At 40.5% G+C, this 23,200-nt stretch carries 17 protein-coding genes, 1 tRNA gene and 1 pseudogene; 11 read left to right on the top strand and 8 right to left on the bottom strand.

Annotation, left to right across the window (positions count from 1 at the left end; genetic code table 11):
• Positions 1–134 precede the first annotated feature (134 nt).
• The 3 genes from AB8618_RS12375 to rimI all read left to right on the top strand — a co-directional run bounded on the left by AB8618_RS12375 (position 135) and on the right by rimI (position 1,012).
• Positions 135–211: transfer RNA gene (locus AB8618_RS12375), tRNA-Trp, on the top strand.
• A 65-nt stretch (positions 212–276) separates the two neighbouring features.
• Entirely contained in the window at positions 277–561 is a 285-nt protein-coding gene (locus AB8618_RS12370; RefSeq protein ID WP_413400693.1) for a hypothetical protein, read from the top strand.
• Positions 548–1,012, top strand: coding sequence for a ribosomal protein S18-alanine N-acetyltransferase (gene rimI / locus AB8618_RS12365; RefSeq protein WP_409423763.1), 465 nt, complete (start codon positions 548–550; stop codon positions 1,010–1,012). The genes AB8618_RS12370 and rimI overlap by 14 nt, the downstream gene beginning before the upstream one ends.
• Before the next feature lie 3 nt (positions 1,013–1,015).
• Here rimI and AB8618_RS12360 read toward each other — a convergent pair.
• Positions 1,016–3,702 (bottom strand): annotated as a pseudogene (locus AB8618_RS12360) (ATP-binding protein).
• A gap of 359 nt (positions 3,703–4,061) precedes the next feature.
• Between AB8618_RS12360 and prfC the strand changes: the two are divergent.
• From prfC to AB8618_RS12340, 4 genes are all read left to right on the top strand, one after another.
• The gene (gene prfC, locus AB8618_RS12355; RefSeq protein WP_010387708.1) at positions 4,062–5,651 is read left to right on the top strand and encodes a peptide chain release factor 3; all 1,590 of its coding nucleotides are present in this window, start codon (positions 4,062–4,064) and stop codon (positions 5,649–5,651) included.
• A gap of 62 nt (positions 5,652–5,713) precedes the next feature.
• Positions 5,714–7,456, top strand: coding sequence for an arginine--tRNA ligase (gene argS, locus AB8618_RS12350; protein WP_413400691.1), 1,743 nt, complete (start codon positions 5,714–5,716; stop codon positions 7,454–7,456).
• Between the two features lie 441 nt (positions 7,457–7,897).
• Positions 7,898–8,536, top strand: a complete 639-nt coding sequence (pdxH, locus tag AB8618_RS12345; RefSeq protein ID WP_013465698.1) for a pyridoxamine 5'-phosphate oxidase — start codon at positions 7,898–7,900, stop codon at positions 8,534–8,536.
• 13 nt (positions 8,537–8,549) lie between these two features.
• Positions 8,550–9,317, top strand: coding sequence for a TatD family hydrolase (locus AB8618_RS12340; RefSeq protein WP_409423759.1), 768 nt, complete (start codon positions 8,550–8,552; stop codon positions 9,315–9,317).
• Here the strand turns inward: AB8618_RS12340 and AB8618_RS12335 are convergent.
• Positions 9,284–9,904 carry an AhpA/YtjB family protein gene (locus AB8618_RS12335; protein WP_008110298.1) on the bottom strand — a complete coding sequence of 207 codons (621 nt, stop codon included), beginning with the start codon at positions 9,902–9,904 and terminating at the stop codon, positions 9,284–9,286. The genes AB8618_RS12340 and AB8618_RS12335 overlap by 34 nt on opposite strands.
• A gap of 142 nt (positions 9,905–10,046) precedes the next feature.
• On the opposite strand from AB8618_RS12335, the gene serB reads away from it, so the two are divergent.
• Entirely contained in the window at positions 10,047–11,072 is a 1,026-nt protein-coding gene (gene serB / locus AB8618_RS12330; RefSeq protein WP_413400690.1) for a phosphoserine phosphatase SerB, read from the top strand.
• Here the strand turns inward: serB and AB8618_RS12325 are convergent.
• Complete coding sequence (locus AB8618_RS12325) at positions 11,069–13,549, bottom strand: PilZ domain-containing protein (RefSeq protein WP_413400689.1); 2,481 nt, start codon at positions 13,547–13,549, stop codon at positions 11,069–11,071. The genes serB and AB8618_RS12325 overlap by 4 nt on opposite strands.
• 356 nt (positions 13,550–13,905) lie before the next feature.
• Between AB8618_RS12325 and radA the strand changes: the two genes are divergently transcribed.
• On the top strand, positions 13,906–15,291 hold the full coding sequence (radA, locus tag AB8618_RS12320; protein WP_178956483.1) for a DNA repair protein RadA: 1,386 nt from the start codon (positions 13,906–13,908) through the stop codon (positions 15,289–15,291).
• 71 nt (positions 15,292–15,362) lie between these two features.
• Positions 15,363–16,295: a hypothetical protein gene (locus tag AB8618_RS12315; RefSeq protein WP_413400688.1), complete on the top strand. Its 933-nt coding sequence runs from the start codon at positions 15,363–15,365 to the stop codon at positions 16,293–16,295.
• A gap of 105 nt (positions 16,296–16,400) precedes the next feature.
• On the opposite strand, the gene serA is transcribed toward AB8618_RS12315, so the two are convergent.
• From serA to metK, 5 genes are all read right to left on the bottom strand, one after another.
• Positions 16,401–17,630 carry a phosphoglycerate dehydrogenase gene (gene serA, locus AB8618_RS12310; RefSeq protein ID WP_413400687.1) on the bottom strand — a complete coding sequence of 410 codons (1,230 nt, stop codon included), beginning with the start codon at positions 17,628–17,630 and terminating at the stop codon, positions 16,401–16,403.
• A gap of 9 nt (positions 17,631–17,639) precedes the next feature.
• Positions 17,640–18,293, bottom strand: coding sequence for a ribose-5-phosphate isomerase RpiA (gene rpiA / locus AB8618_RS12305; protein WP_413400685.1), 654 nt, complete (start codon positions 18,291–18,293; stop codon positions 17,640–17,642).
• A 52-nt stretch (positions 18,294–18,345) separates the two neighbouring features.
• Positions 18,346–18,942, bottom strand: a complete 597-nt coding sequence (locus AB8618_RS12300; RefSeq protein WP_413400684.1) for a 5-formyltetrahydrofolate cyclo-ligase — start codon at positions 18,940–18,942, stop codon at positions 18,346–18,348.
• Between the two features lie 18 nt (positions 18,943–18,960).
• Positions 18,961–19,506, bottom strand: a complete 546-nt coding sequence (locus tag AB8618_RS12295; protein ID WP_198523598.1) for a hypothetical protein — start codon at positions 19,504–19,506, stop codon at positions 18,961–18,963.
• Between the two features lie 139 nt (positions 19,507–19,645).
• Positions 19,646–20,797: a methionine adenosyltransferase gene (gene metK, locus AB8618_RS12290; RefSeq protein WP_008110316.1), complete on the bottom strand. Its 1,152-nt coding sequence runs from the start codon at positions 20,795–20,797 to the stop codon at positions 19,646–19,648.
• Positions 20,798–21,062: 265 nt separating this feature from the next.
• Between metK and tkt the strand changes: the two genes are divergently transcribed.
• Positions 21,063–23,054: a transketolase gene (gene tkt, locus AB8618_RS12285; RefSeq protein ID WP_413400683.1), complete on the top strand. Its 1,992-nt coding sequence runs from the start codon at positions 21,063–21,065 to the stop codon at positions 23,052–23,054.
• The last annotated feature ends 146 nt before the right edge of the window (positions 23,055–23,200 follow it).

The raw sequence follows: 23,200 nt of genomic DNA, 5'->3' as shown, positions 1-23,200 counted from the left end.
CTATAATTAAGTAATAACTAACGGCGAATTAGCATGCTAATTCGCCGTTTTGTTTATTTAAAAAGCAAACAAACCGAAAAGTTGAATTTTTACTTTACCTTTGTCAAAAGGTCTTTATAATTCATCGTCATTGCAGGGGCGTAGTTCCAATTGGTAGAACAGCGGTCTCCAAAACCGACGGTTGGGAGTTCGAATCTCTCCGCCCCTGCCATTTCTTCTTTACATCGTTTTGATTACTTCCTATATTATTCATCTTACTAATTCCATCGAGTCGTTATGCATTCACGTTACGCATCTGTTTTTGGTATAGAAAAGCTTGAACTTAATCAACACTTTCGCCCAGCTCAGTCAGAGCAGTCAGCTAATTCATCGTTAATACTCAGTGATACATTAAAAGATGATATTGAGCGTGCGTTTGCGCCTGTAATAATTGACAAGATTATTAAGTCATCAATCATAGAGTTTAGTGAACAACAATTAAGCTTACCTGATTCTTCCCTGTCCAGTACACAAAAACGTGCGTTATGGGCATTAATGAGTGAACACCTTGATACACTTTAAGTCGGTTACCGATGAGAATATCAATGAGCTAATGGCCATTGAAACCACTTGCCACACACATCCTTGGACATTAAAAACAATGCAGTCGTGTTTGCAGGGCCGCTATTTTAATTTAGCCGCGTTCGACGACGAGCAAATGATAGGTTTTTACATTGGTGAAAAAGCAGGGCCCGATTTTACCTTAATGGATATTTGTGTTGCTCCGAGCTTTCAGGGGCAAGGGTTTGCTCAGCAGTTATTAACACAGTTTATAGCGTACGGTGAGCAACACAGCGCTGAAAATTTATTTTTAGAAGTCCGAGAGTCTAATACGCGAGCGATTACTTTGTATGAACGTGCAGGCTTTATTGAAATGTCAGTACGTAAAAATTATTACCCCAGTGATGCACCCAATAAAAACGGCTTTGAAGACGCGATTTTAATGGGCATGGCACTGGGTTTAAATTTTTAAGGATTACTTATTAGCGATGGCTTGCTCTATTGCAGCAATAAGTTCTGCTACGCACTTTTCTCTTTGTGGCATATCATTACCTTTTAAACTGTGTTCAACCGCTGAAGCGCTTTGGTAAATTTCATCAAAGTTAAAACAACCAGCGCTGCCTTTAATACTATGGGCAAGGGCGCGCAATGTCTCACAGTCCCGGCTGTTATACAGAGCTTTTATCTGTTGTAAATAATCAGGTAAACTTGCCAAATAATTAGCGTTTATTTGCTGAAACTTTTCACTCTTCAATAAGCTATCCCACTTGTTTTGGTTATCACGTTCAAGGTGTAAATAGCTAACTAATACATTTTCTAGTGCGTCTTTATCAATAGGTTTTCCCAGCGCTTCATCACAGCCAGCTTCAAGGTAAGTATCAATATCATGATTCATCACATTCGCGGTTAGAGCAATAATAGGGCCATCGTAGGCCGCATCTCTAAGCATTTTAGTTGCTTCTAACCCCCCATAACCGGCATTTGCATATCCATGATTATAAGCTGGTAGTCGTTTACTAATGCCATTTCTACAGCTTGTGCACCATTGTTGGCTATATCGGGCTCTAGCCCCCATGTTTGTAATAGTAATTTAATCAATAACTGATTATCAGGGTTATCTTCTGCTACCAAAATATGCGCATCAAAGCTGTTGCTAGCAAAAGACAGCTGCGGATCCTTTTCTGGTGCTAGTTGAGAGTGGTCGGTTAATAATAAATTGCCGCCAAGGCTATTATTCAAATGACAATCATTCAAATGACAATCATTCAAATGACAATCTACATCGATAGTAAAGCAACTACCCACGCCCACCTCACTGGTTACACTTACATCACCACCTAACAACTGAGCTAAGTTTTTTGATATACACAGCCCTAATCCCGTACCACCAAATCGACGTGTCGTTGTGGCATCGGCTTGCTCAAATGGCGTAAACAATCGATTAATTTGGTTTGACGACATACCAATGCCGCTATCTTCTATAACAAAAGTAAGCGTTTTTGGTGCTTGGTATTTAGCGGTTATTGTAACTTGGCCTTGCTCAGTAAATTTAACCGCATTACTGGCAATATTAATGAGTATTTGTTTTAAACGAGTGATATCACTATTAATAGTATGCGGAAGCGGAAATACATAATTAATTGTAAATGATAGCTGCTTCTCTTGTGCTAAAGGTTTAATGATTGATTCAACATCATGAATAAGCTGTACAACATTTAGCGGCGTTTGTTCAACCGCGAGTTTTTCGGCTTCAATTTTTGAAAGATCGAGAATATTATTAATAAGCTCTAACAGATGTTTTGAATTACGTAGAATAGTACCTAAATGATGTTTGTCATTGGTTGCTTTTTCGCTATGCAGTAGTTGCTCTGTAAATCCCATAATAGCTGTAAGCGGGGTGCGAATTTCATGACTCATATTGGCTAAAAAGCGGCTTTTAAGCTGGTTTGCTTGTTCTGCTTGGGCTATGGCGGCTTCAAGCTTGCTGTTCATCGACTCAAGCGCTTTAGTTCGGCTTTCTACTTTGTCTTCTAAGTGATGCTTATATTCTTCAAGTTGTTGTTGATAATGCTTAATTTGGTTAATCATGTGATTAAAGTCGTTAAACAGTATTCCTACTTCATCCGTAGTATATGCAGGCAGTATAACAGAGAGGTCGCCATCACCAACTCGATGACTTGCCTCACCTAATAGCTCTATCGGGTTAAGCAGTAAATTACGCACCACAATAAAAATTAAGATTGGTAGGGTGATCACAGAAATAATTACAATTAGCCCAGTGATCACACTAATTGCTTTGCCCGATTGATATAATACCGCTTTAGGAATAGTCGACACATAATAGTAGCCGCCACTCATTTGGGCCGCAAAAATTAGTCGCTCTATTTTATCAACACTTGAAAGCTCAATAGTTGATAAGCTACCTATATCCGCTAAATCGTTAATTTTATTTAGTTCATATTTAGTAACATAGTGGCCACGCATTTTATAATCAGAGCTAAATAAAATTTTACCATCACTGGCCAGTAATAAATTTAAGGTGTTGTTATAAGGCGCTTCTAAAATACTGGTGTTTAAAATAGAGGGGTCTACTTTAAGAATAATAAAGCCTAGCTGTTGTGGGCGTTTTAAATAATAGTCGACGCTATATATGCGCTGTACAAAGTATAAATTGGTGGTGCCATCTTCTTTTTGCACCATAAACTGCTGCTGACTTAAATTACTTTGTTTTACTTGATCAAAAAATGGGTAGGATTTGGGCGCTACGGTTAAATTACTGGAGTAATAGGCGTCACTTTTACCGGTTTTTGAGACTAAGTTAATACTGATAATGTCAGGGTAGGCTTCACTGTAACTGGCAAATACGTCCATTAACGCGCCAAGGCGATAGGTATAGCTGGCGTCTTCAAATAAATCTTTAGCTAAAAAGTCACTTAGTACCGGTGAAGCAGAGAGTAACTTAGCCGTTGCATGAAAAGAATCGATATAGTTGAATACTTTTTGCTGCTGTTGTTCTACAAAGCGACTCATGATCAAGTCGGCTTGTTTTTGCGTGGAGTTGGTTACATTAGTGAGCGTAAAGCCCCCTAAAAATAACAACGGCAATATAACCAGTGGAGTTATATACCATAATAATCGAATACTTAGCTTACTGGTTTTCATTACCTAACATCAAATCTTCCATGTAATCGACCAATAATATGATTTACAGCACTATTACTCAAGCTTGGTGTTAAGTTAGTGGGCAATTTATATCGATATTGTTAATAATAATTGGAAACACCAATATTAATCGCTTCATTAAAAAAGATCCGTTAATAACTAACCATTGATTGTTTATAGCGCCAAGATCAGCGAAAATAGTCTTCAATTACGATTAACTTAACGGATAGCATCACAAGAACTAATTTGGGTTCTTGTTGGGGTATGTTGAGCTTTAGAGGTTAGCTTGTTTTTAGCCTTAAAAGCTCAGCATACTAAAATATAAATACATCCGTATATCAACTAAAAGAACCTTTTTAATGGCAGACCAAAATCTCCTTAGCGAAATTAATAAACGCCGTACCTTTGCGATCATCTCGCATCCGGATGCGGGTAAAACCACTATCACTGAAAAAGTATTGTTATTCGGACAAGCAATTCAAAAAGCTGGAACGGTTAAAGGCCGTGGTTCTAATCAGCATGCTAAGTCGGATTGGATGGAAATGGAAAAAGAGCGTGGTATTTCTGTTACTACCTCTGTAATGCAATTTCCATATAACAACGCGTTAGTTAATTTACTTGATACCCCAGGACACGAAGACTTCTCTGAAGATACATACCGAACTTTAACCGCGGTAGATTCGTGTTTAATGGTCATTGATGCTGCTAAAGGTGTAGAAGAACGTACCCGTAAGCTAATGGAAGTAACACGCCTGCGTACCACGCCTATTGTTACCTTTATGAATAAATGTGACCGTGATATTCGTGACCCAATGGAACTACTCGACGAAGTAGAAACAGAGCTAAATATTGCCTGTGCACCTGTTACTTGGCCAATTGGCTGTGGTAAAGAGTTTAAAGGTGTTTACCATATCCATAACGAAGAGACCATTTTATATAAAACAGGTCAAGGTCACACTATTCAAGAAGTACGCAGCATTAAAGGGCTCGATAACCCTGAGCTTGACCAAGCCATTGGTGATGAACTTGCAGCGCAATTACGTGATGAACTAGAGCTAGTTATTGGTGCATCACACGAATTTGATTTAGATCTATTCTTAGCAGGTGAGTTATCGCCGGTGTATTTTGGTACCGCACTTGGTAACTTTGGTGTAGATCATGTTTTAGATGGGTTAACTCAATGGGCGCCAACTCCATTACCACGTGAGACTGAAGACCGCCAAGTTGTAGCCACAGAAGAAAACTTCACTGGGTTTGTATTTAAAATTCAGGCCAACATGGATCCAAAACACCGTGACCGTATTGCCTTTATGCGTATTGTATCGGGTAAATACAGCCAAGGCATGAAAATGAATCATGTGCGTATTGGTAAACAAGTCAGTATTTCTGATGCGGTAACCTTTATGGCGGGCGATCGTGAGCGTGCGGCTGATGCTTACGCCGGTGATATTATTGGATTACACAACCACGGTACGATTCAAATTGGTGATACTTTTACCCAAGGTGAAAAAATTAAGTTTAGCGGTATTCCAAACTTCGCCCCTGAACTGTTCCGCCGAATTCGTCTTCGCGATCCATTAAAACAAAAACAGTTATTAAAAGGATTGGTACAGCTTTCAGAAGAGGGCGCAGTACAAGTATTCAGACCATTAATTAATAATGACTTAATTGTAGGTGCTGTAGGTGTGTTGCAGTTTGACGTGGTAGTAGCGCGTTTAAAAGCTGAATATAACGTTGATGCAATTTACGAAAGCGTTAATGTAAATACAGCGCGTTGGGTTAGCTGTGATGATGTTAAAAAGTTTGAAGAATTTAAACGCAAGTGCGAAAGCAACTTAGCACTCGATGGCGGTGATAATTTAACTTACATCGCGCCGAGTCGTGTAAACCTTAACTTGTCGACTGAGCGTTACCCAGAAGTGACATTTAACCACACGCGTGAAAACTAGAACTGACCAACTAGAATTAACACAAAGCCTGCTTTGGCGGGCTTACAAAGGTAAATAATATAATGAATATTCGTACTATTTTAGTAGAAAAAGCCATTGCCGCTATGACTGCCGCAGGCCTACCTGAAGATACCAACCCAGCGGTTACGCAAAGCACACGCCCACAGTTTGGTGATTACCAAATTAATGGCGCGATGGGCGCAGCTAAAAAAATGAAAAGCAACCCGCGTGAATTGGCGCAAAAAATTATTGATCAGTTAGATGTGAGTGACATTGCCGAAAAAACGGAAATTGCTGGCCCTGGTTTTATTAATATTCACTTAAAGCCGGAGTTTTTAGCTCAAAGCGTACAAGCTGCTAATAACCACGCAAAACTAGCGGTAAATGAGCACACCAAACCACAAAAAGTAGTGGTTGATTACTCATCGCCTAACCTTGCAAAAGAAATGCACGTAGGTCATTTACGTTCAACTATTATTGGTGATGCAGTAGTTCGCGCACTTGAATTTAGAGGCGATACTGTTGTTCGTCAAAACCACATGGGTGATTGGGGCACACAATTTGGCATGCTAATCGCGCATTTAGAAGATCAAATTAACCAAGGTGTTGATTTAGATACTGTTGCGCTTGCTGATTTAGAAACCTTTTACCGCGATGCTAAAAAGCGTTTTGACGACGAAGAAGGTTTTGCCGATAAAGCACGTAACTACGTAGTTAAACTGCAAGGTGGCGACGCACACTGTGAAAAACTGTGGAAACTATTTATTGCCACTTCAGTGAAGCACTCTGAAGAAGTATACAAGCGTTTAAACGTAACTCTTACGCCTGCCGACATTATGGCTGAAAGTGCATATAACAGTGAACTTAACGATATTATTAGCCTATTAAAAGATAAAAATATTGCAGTAGAGTCGCAAGGCGCACAAGTGGTATTTTTAGATGAGCTGGCAAATAAAGACGGTGAGCCTTCAGCGTTTATCGTGCAAAAATCAGGTGGCGGCTTCTTATATGCAACTACTGATTTAGCGGCGTGTGATTATCGTTCAAACAAACTAGGCGCTGAGCGTATTTTGATATTTGTTGATGCGCGCCAGAGCCTTCACTTTAATCAAGTGGAGCTTACTGCGCGTAAAGCTGGTTTATTACGCGATGAAACCAGTTACGAGTTTTGCCCATTTGGCACCATGATGGGCGCTGATGGCAAACCATTTAAAACCCGTACAGGCGGCACGGTAAAATTAGCTGATTTACTTGAAGAGTCAATCACTCGCGCAGCAGCCAAACTCGCTGAGCGTGAATCAGATTTATCTGACGAAGATCGTAGTGAAATTGCTCGTAAAGTGGGTATTGGCGCGGTTAAATACGCAGATCTTTCTAAGCACCGTACCAGCGATTACATTTTCAACTGGGACAGCATGCTAGGCTTTGAAGGCGCAACAGCCCCTTATTTACAATATGCGTATACGCGTGTTCGCAGCATTTTCCGTAAATCTGGCGTTGATGCTGCAAGCTTAAAAGCCGATGTAAGTATTATTGAGCCGCAAGAGAAGACCCTTGCGCTTAAATTATTGCAGTTAGAAGAAGTCCTTGATCTGATGATCAATGAAGCCACACCGCACGTATTATGTGGTTACTTATACGAACTAGCTAGCCTATACATGACATTCTATGAAGCTTGCCCAGTACTTAAAGAGGGCGTAGAGCCAAGTGTTCGTGATAGCCGTTTAGTGTTGTGTAATTTAGTGGCAGATACGCTGCGGACAGGCTTAGATCTACTAGGTATCGAAGTCATGGAGCAAATGTAATCACCGTCGTATTTTAATCTAATACTGCGTTGTCCACTCGACTGACCCTAATCACATACAACTACGTATGCTCATAGGGATAAGTCGAGTGTCCGCCTTATCTTAGACTAAACTACTTAGGTGAACGTCTGCTGCGTGTAGTTCGCTTTGACTGCGTTGTTGTGCTTTTTTAGCCTAAGTCACATACTAAATGTATGCTCCTTGGCATAAAAAAGCACGCCGCCTTGTCAGCACTCCTACACTTGCAGATACAGAGTTTGCTGTAGGTTGGGTTGAGCCTCAGCGAAACCCAAAAATGCTAAGTCACATACAAAAACGTATGCTCCTTGGCATAAAAAGCACTCCGCCTTGTCTTAGGCTAAACACTTAGGTGGATTTTTCTGTAGGTTGGGTTGAGTGCAACGAAACCCAACATATAGCCTAGAACCTAGAGGGAATTTTATGAAACTCGAAGATATTCGTCGTGAATACCTGCAAGATGCGCTCAGTGAAGACAACTTGCTTGATGATCCGTTTAAGCAGTTTGAAACTTGGCTTGAGCATGCTGTTGGCAGTAACTTGCCCGACCCTACAGCAATGGTGGTTGCTACGGTTGATGAAACAGGTCAGCCTTCACAGCGTATTGTGTTGCTAAAGCATTTAGATGATAACGGTTTTGTGTTTTTTACTAATACCGGTTCACGTAAAGCACAAGAACTTAAAGGCAATAATAAAATCTCCTTGCACTTTCCATGGCACCACATGGAGCGCCAAGTAATTGTGTATGGTGAAGCGCAGCCATTACCTACATCGGCTGTTGCTAAATACTTTTTATCTCGACCTAAAGAAAGTCAATTAGCCGCATGGGCGTCGCAACAAAGCCGTCCAGTTTCGTCGCGTAAAGTGCTAATGGAAACCTTTGCCAACATGAAAAACAAATTCGCTAAAGGTGAAATTCCGCTCCCTGACTTTTGGGGCGGGTATTGTGTTGTGCCACAAAAAATTGAGTTTTGGCAAGGCGGAGCGCATCGTTTACATGATCGCTTTATGTATCAGCGTCAAGCCGACAATAGCTGGCAAATAACGCGCTTAAACCCTTAGTTGGCTGCTAGCTTTGCAATTTATAGACTCGCACTGTCATCTCGATTTTAGTGAGTTTGATACAAATCGCGAATCGCTTATTAGTGCCTGTGTAGCAAAGGGCATTAATCAATTTATTGTGCCAGGTATCAGCTTGGCGCAATCTCAAAAATTACTCGAGTTTAAAGCAACCTACCCACAAATTAGAATAGCTGCAGGGCTACATCCTTACTTTTTAGCGCAACATCAGCAATCGCACTTAGAATCACTACATAACTTTGCTAAAACAAACAAAACTCAGCTGGTGGCTATTGGGGAATGCGGTCTCGATCGCAGTATCGAAAATCTTGAAAAACAAACCTTTCTGTTTGAGCAACAAATAGCGCTTGCTAATGAGCTTGAGTTACCGCTGATTGTGCATCACAGACAAAGCCATGATTTAATAGCGCAATCGTTTAAGCGTTGTAAACCTAAGAATGGCGGTGTGATCCATGCTTTTTCAGGCTCAATACAACAAGCACAGTACTATATAAAAATGGGCTTTAAGCTTGGAGTGGGTGGGGTTATCACCTATGAGCGGGCTGCTAAAACGCGTGCGGTTGTAGCAAAGCTTGAGTCACAGCATTTAGTGCTTGAGACTGATTCACCTTCAATGCCGCTAAATGGTTATCAGGGGGAAATAAATACCCCATTGCATATTCCTAATGTGTTTGATGCGCTCTATGCTTTAAAGCCAAATAGCGATAAATATCGATTAGCTGAGCAGCTTTATGATTCGTGTTCTGACGTTTTTTGTATATAACGATTTACTTGCCAGCGTTTTAACCCTCGGCCTAATTGCCAAGTAAAAATACAGGCAATCACTAGCATAAGTAATACTTGGCGGCCTAAATCGTGAAAATGGTTATGGCTTGAAGATACCGCAGCACGCGTTAAATAGGTAATAGATACAAAGCCAATAGGGCGATTGTCGTCAGAAATAACTTGTTCAACAAACGGTGTTTTTAACTTACTAATGCCAGGCGATGAGTCTGGTAGTAAGCCATATACATGATGTGATTGCCAGTTATCGCTGCTTGCAAGCACTACACCTTGTTTATCATAAATGGTGGCTGAAAGAACAAACTCATCTTTACTGATATTGTTGCACAAGGTGGTGAGCTGCGATTTGTTTTTCTCTATCAGCGGGTTTTTGGCATTCAGTGCCATAAACTGAGTGAGTGACTTGGCTGCACTATTAGCACTATCATATAGTAGTTGATGGCTTTGAAAGCTACTGTTTATTCCTACCCAGCTTAATAATACAAAGCAGCCAGCGGCTAATAATAAACGAATTAAACGCTTTTTTTGCGAGGCTGTAAGTGGATTTTTAAGATGGTTATTTTTCATAGTCACCGTTTATGCTGCTGACAGCATTTTGATTTGATGTTACAACTACACTATAACCCTAAATCCCCCCTGATGGCGAATTTTGTATCTCATATCCTTATTATCAATGAGCTAAATGTCAGGAAATATAAACGGAGATCCCATGTCGAACGCGAACATGGCACAGCAAAGCGCTGAGCTATTATCATCATCACTTATTCTTAATAAATGGTTTAGCTACCAACAAGGTGCTTTTACACCACTAAATACAACACCAAACAGAAACCAAGGGTTATTTAGTATTGCATTTGGCGGTGATTTTAATATTCAGCATATTAATAGCATTATTGAGTTCTTTGCGGCTCACCAGCAAAAAGTAACGGCTATTTGTCAATATCAGCCAGATTTAGGGTTATCTCCGGCATTATGTTTTTATATAGAAAATGCAGAGCACGTAATAAACCCTCTCGAACTTCAAACTTTTGCAAACACTTTGGCGTGTCAGTTAGTGCAAGTAACCTGTCCCCCTGATTTACAAAAAACTGGGTTATTGGTAATGGATATGGATTCAACAGCCATTACTATTGAGTGTATTGATGAAATTGCACGCTTGGCTAATGTATATGACGAGGTTGCCAGCGTGACCGCGCAGGCAATGGCAGGCAAGCTTGATTTTAGTGAAAGCTTATATCAACGTGTTGCCAAGCTTGAAGGCATCGAAAAGAGTTTAATTGATGAGCTTAAAAGTACACTGCCTTTAATGCCCGGTATCAAAGCGCTATGCCAAATTTTAAAACACCATGATTGGTATTTAGCGATTGCATCGGGCGGTTTTGTGCCGTTTGCTGAGCGAGTACAGGAGCTGATTAATTTAGATGAAGTGCATGCCAATGTGCTTGAATTTAAAGACGATAAACTAACAGGTAAAGTGTTAGGTGGGATTGTTGATGCTGAGCAAAAAGCGGTTGTTTTAAACATGCTACAACAAAAGCTGGGGCTTGAAAAATGCCAAACGGTTGCCATTGGCGATGGCGCAAACGATTTAAAAATGATGGCTCAAGCTGGCTTAGGCGTTGCTGTACATGGTAAACCAAAAGTCGTTGAGCAAGCCCAAGCAGCTATTTGCCAAGGCTCGTTATTGCAACTGTTATATATGCTGGCGGTTCCGTTAAACCCATCACAGGTTTAACGTAAACGATTTAACCAGATGAGCTTTCGTCTAGACATTTGCTCAACCTGTTGTTGGTTGAGCGCTAAATGCTCAAGCGCTTCATCACTGACATCAATAATATCGCCAACACCTGATACAGACCACAAAGCATCCTCTAAGTCTTTGGCCTTGTGAATTGCGTATTGGCTGACGTATTTTAGCTCGTTTGCTAGGTAGTCAGTATCAAGTCGACCAGTGCGTGAAATATATAAACGCATTATAAAAATCAGCTCAGATTTAAGCCCTTTTCTTACTTGCTGTTTAAACTCGCTGCAGTCAGTACCTAAAACACATTGGCTGGTAATAGCATCCGCTATATTATCTTTTTTAGGATCAAAGTTAATTATTAAACTAAACTCTAATGGCGGATCTTGGCGGGTACGCTCTTTAATATTAGGGGTGATCACATCAATAATATGCGCTTTAGTAATAATATCCGATAAGTCTGTTTTAGCATTTAACAAGGAAAAATTTTGCAAAATAATATGCAGTGGGCTTGGATATAAACCAAATCCCATAGCGCCAATTTCAAAGTGCGCCATTGATTTATGTAAATAAATCGGAAACTGGCAAAGCGTTTTGGTTACCATATTTCTGAGGGCTGTAGAAAGCCCGGGTACTTTAGGTGATTCTTCTGCTACTTTTAATTTTTGTTTATTGCTACTTATTAAAAGAGTAAAAAAATCGACGCCAGTATGAGATGAGCCTTTATCTACATGCGCTTTCAAATTAATGGTAGTCAGCGATTTACTCACAGCCATTACTTCATATTGAATAAGATTTAATGAATAGTTTTTAGTAATTTTTTGCAAATCAGGAAATGATAGCGAAACAATATCGCCTTTTTTAAAGTTCACTTCTTGATTGCACTCTAGCTGTAAGCCAAATATTGAAAAATCACGGGTATGCCCATGCAATACCGCATCACGAGTATTAATCACAACATTAGTTTTGTATAAATAGCGTTTATTAGAGCGAAGATTTACATACTCTAGAGGCACAGTATTGAGTTCCGGTGGCGATGCGTGCTTACTGTGGCCAAAATATTTCAATTTATTGGCTAAGGCTTTATCAAATTCATATTGTTGATAATGTTGTTGTTCATGCTCATTACCAACTTGGGTAAGTAGCATTAAATACTTAACGTCTTTTATTGCGCCTTCAACACGTGGTGAAGGTGGTTTATTTAGTTTTTCAATATCTTTGCCTAAAGAGTTAGGTAAAGATAAAGGAATATAAGCATCTTCAGTGTGGCTCGGCATTAGTTGTAATTTAAAGCAGCGCCAACTGTCTCTACGGCTACCAAAACCAAAAAATAACGCTTTTAATTTTGCTTGTTGCTCAAGCTCTGAGCGAGTGGCTGAGTAATAATAAATTTTTCCTGCAGAGACATGGGTAAAGGTATACAAATACTCTTCTTTTACTGCAATCGGTTTTAGCGCCAAGGTACGAATACGCTTATGATTTAACACATTGTAAAGGCATGATTTTTTGCGTTCATCAGTAAAATAACGCTGAATAAATAAACTGTTTTCAGTAGTTAAGCTCAGGCTAGGATAATAAACGCCGTTTTGCTGGCTAATAAAAACATATAAAGAATTAACCCTAGGTATATAATATTGTTCATACCCTTTAGAAATAACCGCATCGAGGGTGTTATCTAAATTCACTTTATAACGGCGTTTATTGCCATGAATAAAACTTTCTAAAAAACGATCAAACGCGCTGTTATTTTCTTCAAATGTACGCTTCAAGCGGATATGATTAAATTCTTCTGAGGTGTTTTCTATTGCAACGACTTCATATTTAACGCCACTTTTGAGGCCAAGCTGAAAATCTTGCTCTAAGCCTACTAGGTGCATATTTATAAGCTGACCTTTTTTTAAGCGATAGCGCGACGCTAACTTAATTTTACAGCCACTGATTGAAATATCAGAGGTACTTGCATCGATTTTTGCTTGTCCGTCATACTCAATAGTAATTTTAATTGAGTAATTCATCCGCTCTTCACTGCGATTTTCATAAGCTGCAAATTTAATTACATCGGTAGACAATTCGCGCGATGATTCAATTTCTTTAGGTGGGGTAGTCGTTGATTTTTGTTGTAATACGCGATAATTATTTTCGGTATTCATTACCGCTTCGTATACTGCAAGAGTGTAATCTTTATGTTGTTTTATAGCCGCTTCAAATACTTCAATAGCGGTGTCATCCATAAAGTGCTGCTTGCCTTTGTATTCATAAGGTTTTACTTGACCAGTGACTAAACTACGCAGATCAATAAAACGGTCTATCGGCTGAGATAAACGCGACATTTCCATTTTTATTAAAAACTGCTCGGGTTTAGTTAACTCGGCGGTTTTTGTCTTGAAAATGAGATCAAATTTAGGATTTCCTAAATACTGTTTTAATTCATCTACAAGCGCTTCATGCTTGAGCAATACGTCATCAGCCATTTATAAATCGTCACCGTCTAATTTAAAAAGTAGGTATACTGTTACAATTATTTATTAGAATATTTAATAAATCGAATCTCGCAAAGCCGCTAAATGCGGCCATAATACTATGCGTAACTATACTTTGTGTTTATTGTTATTTTCTAATAGCCAATTAATTGGCAAGAGTTCCTTAGCCTTTTAAAGCAAAAATCATGCCTTAAAGCAGGTTAAGTGAAACTACATTAGTATACTGTGAGTGTGATACTAAATGCACTGTTCCACAAGAGACGCTGTTGCTAAGACAAAGCCAGCAATGGCAAAATAAGCGCTTAACACTGTGTATCTCAAAATAAAGAATAGTAGGTAAGGTTTAAATGGCTAAAGCGGCAAGAGTAGAGTTTGTTTGTACAGAATGTGGCATGAACTATCAACGCTGGCAAGGTCAGTGTCGCTGTGGCGCATGGAACACTTTAGCAGAGTTTAAACCCTCTGCAGGGCAAAATAAAAAGGTAGCTGCTCGTGCAAGTGTAGGTGGCTATGCAGGCGGCATTGGTGGTGGTTCTAAAAAAATTAATGATGTAGCAACCGCAGAGGCTGAAAAACAGCTTACTGAAATTGGTGAGCTAGATCGTGTGCTAAGCGGCGGTGTAACCACCGGCTCAGTTAATATTATTTCTGGCGATCCTGGGGCGGGTAAAACAACGCTGCTATCTGATTTAGTGGCAAGAATGTCTCAGCGTATGCCATCACTTTACTGTACTGCTGAGGAGTCCCTGTCGCAGTTTAAAAACAGGGTTAACCGGTTAAAGCTTAATTACAACGAAGATGAACTTTATTTACTGTCTGAGACCAGTGTTGAAACTATTATTGAAGAGCTTGATAAAAACAAAATTAAATTTGCCGTTATTGACTCCATTCAAGCAGTTGTTACCGATACCGCAAATGGTAGCCCTGGTTCGCCTTCTCAGGTGAAAAGTGCTGCTCAGGCATTAACTCAGTACTGTAAGCAAAACGACGTGACTATGTTTATTATTGCTCACGTAAATAAGAATAATGAAATAGCCGGCCCGCAAACCTTAGTACATATAGTTGATGCACTGTTACATATTGATACCAACGATGGTCAAGTGCGCACCCTGCGTGCTAATAAAAATCGCTTTGGTGATATAGATACTGTCGGTATTTTTAAAATGTGTGAACGCGGAATGCTCAGTGTGGATAACCCCAGTGAGATTTTCTTATCGGGTTCAACCACCGAGTCACCAGGGTCGACGATTACCTGTATTCGTAAGGGAAATCGTAATTTACTACTTGAAATTCAGTGTTTAACCACAGAAACCGAAGCAGAGTTTCCACAGCGAGTGTGTGTTGGTTTAAATATGAACCGGATTAAAATGCTTACCGGTATTTTACGTAAGCACACCAAAACTAAAATATTCCACGATACGTTTTTTAATATTGTCGGTGGTTTAAAAATTGATGAATCAGAAACCTGCATTGACTTAGCGCTTGTTACTGCACTTTTGAGTAGTTTAAACGAATTCGTTGTTCCACGAACCACCTGTATTATGGGAGAGTTGAGTTTAAACGGTGATGTACGCCCAATCGACAGTGGTGTGCCCCGTGTTAAAGAAGCGGCGCAACATGGGTTTACTGAAATATTTATCCCATTTCGTAATTACCATAAATCCATGGAAGGGCTAGGTGCTAAAATAACACCAGTTAAAACCGTGCACGAGCTACTTAGCTTAATAAATTAACGCTTACAGCGACTGCCGAGCAATGTTACTCTTTAGAGTAATACCGCTTATATACAGAATAAGGAAATAACATGAAGAAATTAGTGATTACAGCCGCGATTATTGCTGCAGGTGTAGGTGGCGTAAGCTATGCAAACTATTTAGCAACACAAGAGGTACGCGCTGAGGTTGATAAGCAGTTGGCTTTAGTTAGCGAGCAAACAGGTGCTAGCTTTAACTACGCAGAGTTATCGGCCAGTGTTATTTCAAACAGTGTAGCTATTAGTAATATAGAAGTGACTAGCCCTGAGGGTAAAAATATTGCCACAGTTGAGCATGTTGAAGTGACAGGATACGAAACCGATAAAATCTCGCCACATACTGCTTTTACACTAAAGAATTTCCAATTTGATGAAGGTTTTGTCGCTACACTGCCTGCAGATACAAATACACAACTTGCCTCGGCCAGTTATGATTTACACTCATCATTAGATTACGATGAGCAATCTGGAAACAGCGATATAGTTGTTAAACTACACGCTAACGATATTGCCAGCATTGATATGAATATGGGACTGGCTAATTCTAAAGCGCTTATGGATGCTTCACTAGAAATAAGCAAAGCTCAGCAAACAGCAGGTGATACCCCGCTTACTTATGAGCAAGAGTTACAACAGCAAACACTTATTATGCAAGCAATGAGCAAGTTAGAGCCACGTACTATGAGTGTAATGCTCAATAATCAAGGTGAGTTAAGTACCTTGCTAGAAAGTGAGCTAGCCAAACAAGGTATGACACTAGAGCAAATGCAAATGATGCTGGCTCAACAGTTACAACAAGCGCCGGTAACCGAAGAAATAGCACAAGCATTAACTGACTTTGCTAAAGGTCTAAATTCGCTTAGTGTCTCAGCTAAACTGCCTGAAGGTAAAACCATGATGGAAGTAAATCAGCAGCTAATGATGTTAGCAGGGCAACCCGAAGAGCTGGTTAAGTTTATAAATTTAGAAGTAAAAGGCAAATAATAGATTAAGTTGCCAGCTTCCGGTTTAATGTAAAAAGCCGTACTTGATTATTCAAGTACGGCTTTTATTATTTTAGCTGATAGCTGATAGCTGATAGCTGATTATTTAGTGAAGAATACGAGCTCTAATTGTGCCTTCAACTGCACTAAGTTCTTTTAGTGCTACTTCAGATTGATCGGTATCTACGTCAATAACCACGTAACCAATTGCTTCATCCGTTTGTAAGTACTGTGCGGCAATATTAATACCATGCTGAGCAAATGCTTGGTTAATTTGCGTTAACACGCCAGGGCGGTTGTGGTGCACATGTAACAAGCGACTACGGTTGGCAAGTTCTGGTAATGATACTTCAGGGAAGTTAACTGCTGTAATAGTTGAGCCATTATCTGAGTACTTAGCGAGTTTACCTGCTACTTCAATACCAATATTCTCTTGTGCTTCTTGAGTTGAGCCCCCAATGTGCGGCGTTAAAATAACGTTGTCGAATTCACGTAGTGGCGAAATAAACTCTTCATCGTTTGATTTAGGCTCAACTGGGAATACATCAATGGCTGCACCGCTAAGTTTCTTCTCTGTTAGTGCTTCAGCTAGGGCGTCAATGTCAACCACAGTACCGCGAGAAGCATTAATTAAAATAGCGCCTTGCTTCATCACTGCAAGCTCTGCTGTTCCAATCAAGTTTTTAGTTTGCGGTGTCTCTGGAACATGTAAGCTAATAATATCAGCGCGTTGCAACAGCTGCGTTAAGTTATGTACTTGTGTAGCATTACCTAAAGATAGTTTGTCTTCAATATCGTAATACTCCACGTTCATACCAATATTTTCAGCCATAATACCCAGCTGAGTACCAATGTGACCGTAACCAATAATACCTAAGGTTTTGCCGCGTGCTTCAAACGAGCCATTAGCTGTTTTTAACCAGCCGCCACGATGGGCAGCGGCATTACGCTGTGGAATACCACGTAATAACAGCAATATTTCACCAAGTACAAGCTCAGCTACAGAGCGAGTATTTGAAAACGGTGCATTAAATACCGCAATACCGCGCTCACGCGCTGCGTTTAAATCTACTTGGTTTGTACCAATACAAAAACAACCTACAGCAACTAGCTTTTCAGCTGCGTTTAATACAGATTCGTTAATATGAGTACGAGAACGAAGCCCTACAAAGTGCACATCTTTAATGCGCTCTATAAGTTCGTTCTCTGGCAACGATGTTTTAACGTAGTCGATATTGCTATAACCGTTACGTTTTAGCGTTTCAACAGCGCTTTGGTGAACACCTTCAAGCAAGAGAATTTTAATTTTGTCTTTTGCTAACGATACCTTACTCATAACCATATCCTATTTAATTTGTGGCCCATTTTTAGTGCCGATAATCACTTTATCAGCACCGCGCATCGCAAATAGGCCGTTGGTGACTACGCCAACAATTTGATTTATTTGTGTTTCAAGCTGTTTAGCATGGGTAATTTTTAAATTATGTACGTCTAAAATAACGTTGCCGTTATCGGTTACTACACCTTGGCGATAAACTGGGTCACCACCTAGTTTTAATAACTCTCGGGCAACGTAGCTACGTGCCATCGGAATAACTTCAACCGGAAGAGGGAAGTCTCCTAAGGTATCGACTAGTTTTGTATCATCAACAATACATACAAACTGTTTTGCTACTGCTGCTACTATTTTTTCACGAGTAAGCGCCGCACCGCCGCCTTTGATCATTTCATTTAAGGCGTTAATTTCATCTGCGCCATCAACGTATACATCAAGTGCTGCTACATCGTTAAGCTCAAACACTTCTATGCCAAGCTCTTTTAAGCGCGCTGTAGATGCTTCTGAACTTGATACTGCACCAACGATGGTGTCTTTAACTGTGCCTAGGGCATCAATAAAGTGATTAACGGTTGAGCCTGTACCTACACCTACTATGGTGTTTTCTTTTACAAACTCGAGTGCAGCCCACGCAGCTGCTTTTTTTAATTCATCTTGTGTCATTGTTGTCTGCTCATTGGTGTCAAAATAGGCTGTTAGTTTACAAGATTAGTTGTTACCAACAGTAGGTTTTATCGGGTGTTATGATCGTTTTTAGTGGTACATCCCACGATTCAATCGGTAACTCATCGACTTGTTGACACGCATGTGCGAGGCCAATAAGTTGCGGTTGTTGCCAATGATGTTCGTATAAACGTGCCAATGTTCTATCGTAAAACCCACCCCCCATTCCAAGGCGATTACCAAATTTATCAAATGCCACTAATGGCATTAGAACGTAATCCAGCTCAGGTAAGGGGCAAATTTGAGAGCAGTTCAACTTAGGCTCCAAGATACCATAGCGATTTGCTCTCATGGGTGAGTTTTTTTCATAGCGTAGAAATAGTAAATTAGCCCCATTAAATGGATGAATTACGGGCAAGTAAATAGCCTGGCCAGTGTTCCATAATTCATTAATTAACAATGAGGTATCTAATTCGCCATCATTACTTAAATAAAGCGCGATATGACTTTTTTTGGCCGAATCTATGCTTTTTAAGTGTTGAATAAAATTCACTTTAAGCGATTCGGCGGCTAATTCTTGCTGTTTTTTTGATAGGTTATTACGTGCTTTACGAATATCGTGTCTTATTTGTGCGCGATTATTACTCATTAAATAACTTAACCATAATTAAAAAGAGAATAAATTAGGAAATAATAAGTACATAGCAAGTACAATAAGCAATATTACGGCTGTAGAAATCAGCGAATATAAAACAAGGTTGCCGCGTTTTTTGGGCTCAGTAGAGAGAGGCTCATCAAGCATTAAATCGTCATCTTCCCATACTTCATTATTTTCATCAGGTAATGATAATTCAACTTCAGGGAGGCGTTGTTCAATATCTTCTAGTTTTTCTTCAAGGCGAATTAGGCTACTGGTAATGTAATCTAGGGCGTCAAATAAGCGCTGATCTCGCTGGCTGTCGTAAGCTGTTTGAGGTGCCGTTTGTATAGCCGCAGCTTGCTGAAGTTTGCTTTTAATCCCCAGCGTTGAAAGTAACTTAGCTTGCTTGAGTGCTTTATCTTTGGGGCAAGGGGCAAATAACGGTTTGCCATCAAAAAAAGCAGCCACTTTTTCTGGCGAGGTTTTCAGCTTTTCTGTCAGTGCAGTGGTCACTGCTTGGCTGTCTGCACCTTCTGCAAGTCCTACAAATATAACACGAAAATTGTCGGCCATTTTTTATCCCTAATACGCTTTATTGTATAAGCAGAGTATATACCTAAAATGTTAAACAGTTCGAGACTGTTTTACGACTAACTTAGTACACATAGCAAAACGGCCCTAAAAAGGGCCGTTTAAATATTAGCTAAGTGGCTTATAGACCAGCTGCTGCGCGAAGCGCGTCTGCTTTATCTGTGCGTTCCCATGGGAATTCGTCACGACCAAAGTGGCCGTAAGCCGCTGTTGGAAGATAAATAGGGCGCTCAAGATCAAGCATTTGAATTAGACCGTAAGGGCGTAAGTCAAAGTGTTCACGAATAAGTTCAATTAAACGCGCTTCTTCTAATTTACCTGTGCCAAATGTTTCAACACTGATAGAAGTAGGCTCTGCAACACCAATAGCGTAAGACACTTGAAGTTCACACTTATCAGCAAGGCCTGCAGCAACAATGTTTTTAGCAACGTAACGTGCAGCATAAGCTGCTGAGCGGTCAACTTTTGATGGATCTTTACCAGAGAAAGCACCACCACCGTGACGAGCCATGCCACCGTATGTATCTACAATGATTTTACGACCAGTTAAACCACAGTCACCCATTGGGCCACCAATAACAAAACGACCCGTTGGGTTAATGAAAAATTTAGTTGCGCTAGTAATAAGCTCAGCAGGAAGTACTGGCTTAATAATTGTTTCCATTACCGCTTCTACTAAGTCATTTTGCGATACATCTTCGCTGTGCTGAGTCGAAAGTACAACGGCATCAATACCTACTGGCTTGCCATTTTCGTATGCAAATGTAACTTGTGATTTTGCATCAGGGCGTAACCAGTTAAGTTCGCCACTTTTACGAACCTCAGCTTGACGCTGTACTAAACGGTGAGAATAAGTAATTGGAGCAGGCATTAATACTTCAGTTTCGTTACATGCGTAACCAAACATTAAGCCTTGGTCGCCAGCGCCTTGCTCTTCAGGGCTTGTACGGTCAACACCTTGGTTGATGTCTGGAGACTGCTTACCAATCGTGTTTAAAATTGCACACGAATCTGCATCAAAGCCCATATCTGAGTGTGTGTAACCAATTTCACGTACTGTTTTACGTGTAATTTCTTCGATATCAACCCATGCGCTAGTAGTGATTTCACCACCAACCATAACCATACCGGTTTTAACGTAAGTTTCACACGCTACACGGGCATGAGAGTCTTGCTCTAGGATAGCATCAAGTACCGCATCAGAAATTTGATCGGCGATTTTATCCGGATGACCTTCAGAAACAGATTCAGAAGTAAATAAATGTTTTGCCATTGTAATTATGCTCACAAATATTGCGCTTCACAAACGTCGGTATTAGCGCTAAAAAATTAAGGCGCGTATTTTATCTAAAACAAGCGAACTTGCATAGTTTTTTTACGCCTAGACGTCTAAATAAAATATCTAATAGTAAAAGGTTCTTAAAAAATATTCATAATGCCCTATTTTTATGGGTTTTTAATTGCACACAGCCCCTACAATAAGTAAGAATGGAGGTATATAAATACCCGCGCAAATACATATAAAGGTAGGAGAATTCATGCCATCTCGCAAAGAACTTGCAAATGCTATTCGCGTCTTGTCAATGGACGCAGTACAAAAGGCCAAATCTGGTCACCCTGGAGCCCCTATGGGCATGGCTGATATCGCAGAAGTACTATGGCGCGATTATCTAAAACATAACCCAACAAATCCAGAGTGGGCTGACCGAGATCGATTTATACTCTCAAATGGTCACGGTTCAATGCTAATTTATTCTCTATTGCATTTAAGTGGTTATGATTTACCACTGGACGAAATTAAAAACTTCCGCCAAATGCACTCTAAAACGCCAGGCCACCCAGAATATGGATATGCGCCAGGAATTGAGACCACTACGGGCCCATTAGGTCAAGGGATCACAAATGCCGTAGGTATGGCAATTGCTGAAAAAGCATTAGCCGCTCAATTTAACCGTGAAGGCCATGACATTGTTGATCACCACACTTACGCATTTATGGGTGATGGTTGTTTAATGGAAGGTATTTCTCATGAAGCCTGTTCGCTTGCTGGCACATTAGGCCTAGGCAAGTTAGTGGCATTTTGGGATGACAACGGCATTTCAATCGACGGTGAAGTTGAAGGTTGGTTTAGCGATGACACACCAGCACGTTTTAAAGCATACGGCTGGCATGTAATTAGCGACGTTGATGGCCACGATAGCGATGCTGTAAGTGCTGCAATTAGCGAAGCAAAAAGCGTGACCGACAAACCAACGCTAATTTGTTGTAAAACAGTAATTGGATATGGCTCACCTAATAAATCAGGTAGCCACGACTGTCATGGCGCACCACTAGGTGATGACGAAATTAAAGCATCTCGCGAGTTTTTAGGTTGGACGGGTGATGCATTTGAAATCCCTGCTGACATTTACGCACAGTGGGATAACAAAGAAAAAGGCCAACAGCTTGAAGCAAGCTGGGATGAAAAATTTGCCGCCTACGAGCAAGCATTCCCAGAGCTCGCTGCTGAATACAAACGCCGTACAAATTCAGATTTACCCGCTGATTGGGCTGAAAAGTCACAAGCGTATATTAAGCAGTTACAAGCAAACCCTGCAAACCCAGCATCACGTAAAGCATCACAAAATGCATTAAACGCATTTGGTCCGTTACTACCTGAGTTTATGGGTGGCTCTGCTGATTTAGCAGGTTCAAACTTAACAATTTGGGATGGCTCTAAAGGCTTAACTGCAGACGATGCAAGTGGTAACTATGTTTACTACGGTGTACGTGAGTTTGGTATGTCGGCAATTATGAACGGTATTGCACTTCATAAAGGCTTTATTCCTTACGGTGCAACGTTCTTAATGTTTATGGAATACGCACGCAACGCAGTACGTATGGCTGCATTAATGAAGCAACCAAGCATTTTTGTATACACGCACGATTCAATTGGTTTAGGTGAAGATGGTCCAACTCACCAACCAGTAGAGCAAATTGCCAGCATGCGTTTAACGCCTAACCTTTACAACTGGCGCCCATGTGACCAAGTTGAGTCGGCAATTGCATGGCAACAAGCTATTGAACGTAAAGACGGTCCTACCTCATTAATCTTTACTCGCCAAGGCTTAGAGCAACAAGCACGTGATGCACAGCAATTAAGCGACGTTAAAAAGGGTGGTTACATCCTAAGTTGTGACGGCAACCCAGAGCTTATTTTGATTGCAACCGGCTCTGAAGTACAACTAGCGCAAGATTCTGCGAAAGAGTTACGTGCGCAGGGTAAAAAGGTACGTGTTGTATCTATGCCGTGTACTGATGCGTTTGAAGATCAATCGCCTGAGTACAAAGAAAGCGTATTACCAGCAAGCGTTTCTCGTCGCGTAGCGATTGAAGCGGGAATTGCTGATTACTGGTACAAGTACGTAGGTCTAAATGGCGCTGTAGTCGGTATGACCACCTTTGGTGAGTCGGCACCAGCTAACGAGCTATTTGAATTCTTCGGCTTCACCGTAGAAAACATCGTTAACAAAGCAAAGGCATTGTTTTAAGCGACTGCTTTAACATTTAAAAGCCCGCGCTGTGTATAACAGGGCGGGCTTTTTTGTAGGCTGGGTAGGGCATCGCAGCGAAACCTAATGGAGAGAACTTGTGCCGTCAACTTTCAGTTTTCAGTTTAACTCACAATGAAGCCCAC

The sequence above is a fragment of the Pseudoalteromonas sp. RW-H-Ap-1 genome (genome assembly GCF_048318575.1).
GTDB lineage: Bacteria > Pseudomonadota > Gammaproteobacteria > Enterobacterales > Alteromonadaceae > Pseudoalteromonas.
The sequence above is the reverse complement of the archived record's forward strand: the minus strand, read 5'-3'. Positions and strand labels throughout refer to the sequence as shown.

Coding starts and splice junctions, on each gene's coding strand:
- prfC (WP_010387708.1), top strand. CDS start 4,062: ATGGCAGACCAAAATCTCCTTAGCGAAATTAATAAACGCCGTACCTTT.
- AB8618_RS12335 (WP_008110298.1), bottom strand. CDS start 9,904: ATGAAAAATAACCATCTTAAAAATCCACTTACAGCCTCGCAAAAAAAG.
- AB8618_RS12315 (WP_413400688.1), top strand. CDS start 15,363: ATGAAGAAATTAGTGATTACAGCCGCGATTATTGCTGCAGGTGTAGGT.
- AB8618_RS12295 (WP_198523598.1), bottom strand. CDS start 19,506: ATGGCCGACAATTTTCGTGTTATATTTGTAGGACTTGCAGAAGGTGCA.
- AB8618_RS12370 (WP_413400693.1), top strand. CDS start 277: ATGCATTCACGTTACGCATCTGTTTTTGGTATAGAAAAGCTTGAACTT.
- argS (WP_413400691.1), top strand. CDS start 5,714: ATGAATATTCGTACTATTTTAGTAGAAAAAGCCATTGCCGCTATGACT.
- serA (WP_413400687.1), bottom strand. CDS start 17,630: ATGAGTAAGGTATCGTTAGCAAAAGACAAAATTAAAATTCTCTTGCTT.
- pdxH (WP_013465698.1), top strand. CDS start 7,898: ATGAAACTCGAAGATATTCGTCGTGAATACCTGCAAGATGCGCTCAGT.
- metK (WP_008110316.1), bottom strand. CDS start 20,797: ATGGCAAAACATTTATTTACTTCTGAATCTGTTTCTGAAGGTCATCCG.
- tkt (WP_413400683.1), top strand. CDS start 21,063: ATGCCATCTCGCAAAGAACTTGCAAATGCTATTCGCGTCTTGTCAATG.
- radA (WP_178956483.1), top strand. CDS start 13,906: ATGGCTAAAGCGGCAAGAGTAGAGTTTGTTTGTACAGAATGTGGCATG.
- AB8618_RS12300 (WP_413400684.1), bottom strand. CDS start 18,942: ATGAGTAATAATCGCGCACAAATAAGACACGATATTCGTAAAGCACGT.
- AB8618_RS12325 (WP_413400689.1), bottom strand. CDS start 13,549: ATGGCTGATGACGTATTGCTCAAGCATGAAGCGCTTGTAGATGAATTA.
- serB (WP_413400690.1), top strand. CDS start 10,047: ATGTCGAACGCGAACATGGCACAGCAAAGCGCTGAGCTATTATCATCA.
- rpiA (WP_413400685.1), bottom strand. CDS start 18,293: ATGACACAAGATGAATTAAAAAAAGCAGCTGCGTGGGCTGCACTCGAG.